Genomic DNA, 1,163 nt, shown 5'->3' on the forward strand with positions numbered 1-1,163 from the left:
GTTTATGTTTCGATCGATGATGAAGGTCGTGACGCGGTCAGGGTGCAGCTCGCGCTTGCGCGCAAACGCCGCGCGCCCAAGCTCGTTAAGATCGGCGTGCTCTATTAAATTTAGAGCCTCATCTATACTTAGTCTTTTCAAATTTATCCTTCCGATTTGCCTTTGCGATACGGCTTTAGTGCGCTGGTGATTTTTTGATTTAGCGTCGGCAGATAGTCCTTGATGGCTATCTCTATCAGCTCAAAATTTAGCCGTTCGTATTCGTGAGAAGCGATATTTCTGGTGGCGTTGATAGCTCTTATTTCATCTTTGCTAAAGATCGCCAAAGCCTGCAAATCGTTGCTTTCTTGCAGCCCCTTTAGTAGGGCGTGGATATTGATGAACTGCATCATTATCGCGGGCTGCAAAACGTCCTCGTCTGCAAGCGCCTGCGTTACGCCGCTCTCGCATTTATTTAGGATGGATGAAATTTTATCAGATATCTTTTTTAACCGCTCTACGCTTGATTTTTCAAACATAAATCGCTCCTTGCAGTAGCTTTGCTTTTTCTTCGCGACTTAAAGAGGTAGTATCGCACAGATCGACATTTGCATTAAATTTACTGGAGAGCTTTTTTTTAAAATCGTCTAAAAAAACCAGCGCCGAAAAGGGGTTTCCTAGATTTTTTACCATTTTTGCCCCGTCGGTTTCGATCGCGATGTCGATGTCGGAAAATGCGTCGGCACTACCCTTTGCGTAGCTGCCGAAAAGCCCTAGCTCGGTAACGCCAACCGCAAAAAGCCTCTTTTTCTGCGACGATAAAAATTTTAAAATTTCATCTTTGCTGTTGATCGTTTTTTTTGGTGCGGTTTTAGCGCTCACTCTACGCCTCTTTCGGATCTTCGGGCGCTTCTTCTTTAGCGCCAGAGCTTTGCGAGTCTTTGCTTGCGGCGACGTTGGAATTTTTATCGTCCGTACCTACGCCATCTGCGCCGCCTAAATTTGCACCGCCGTCATTTAAATTTACGCTGTCTGCGCTGCTAGAATTTCGACTGCTATCTTTTTTAACCACGATCTGGCCGTTTTTTACGCCTAAAATTTCAACGCGGTCACCCTCGTTAAGATCTGAAATTTCATCGCTTTTCCAAAACGTACCTTTGAAATAGACCATGCCGTTTTTGACG

Annotated in this window: 2 protein-coding genes and 2 pseudogenes; all 4 read right to left on the bottom strand. The window is 45.1% G+C overall.

The window, feature by feature from the left end; genetic code table 11:
• A pseudogene (locus Q0257_RS03415) lies at positions 1 to 141 on the bottom strand (dehypoxanthine futalosine cyclase); the annotation flags it as partial.
• A 2-nt stretch (positions 142 to 143) separates the two neighbouring features.
• Complete coding sequence (locus Q0257_RS03420) at positions 144 to 518, bottom strand: HepT-like ribonuclease domain-containing protein (protein ID WP_298021560.1); 375 nt, start codon at positions 516 to 518, stop codon at positions 144 to 146.
• On the bottom strand, positions 511 to 861 hold the full coding sequence (locus tag Q0257_RS03425) for a nucleotidyltransferase domain-containing protein (protein WP_298021563.1): 351 nt from the start codon (positions 859 to 861) through the stop codon (positions 511 to 513). The genes Q0257_RS03420 and Q0257_RS03425 overlap by 8 nt, the downstream gene beginning before the upstream one ends.
• A gap of 1 nt (position 862) precedes the next feature.
• Positions 863 to 1,163: pseudogene (locus Q0257_RS03430) on the bottom strand (NfeD family protein); the annotation flags it as partial.

The sequence above is a fragment of the uncultured Campylobacter sp. genome (assembly GCF_938018035.1).
Classification (GTDB): Bacteria; Campylobacterota; Campylobacteria; order Campylobacterales; family Campylobacteraceae; genus Campylobacter_B.

Coding starts and splice junctions, on each gene's coding strand:
- Q0257_RS03420 (WP_298021560.1), bottom strand. CDS start 518: ATGTTTGAAAAATCAAGCGTAGAGCGGTTAAAAAAGATATCTGATAAA.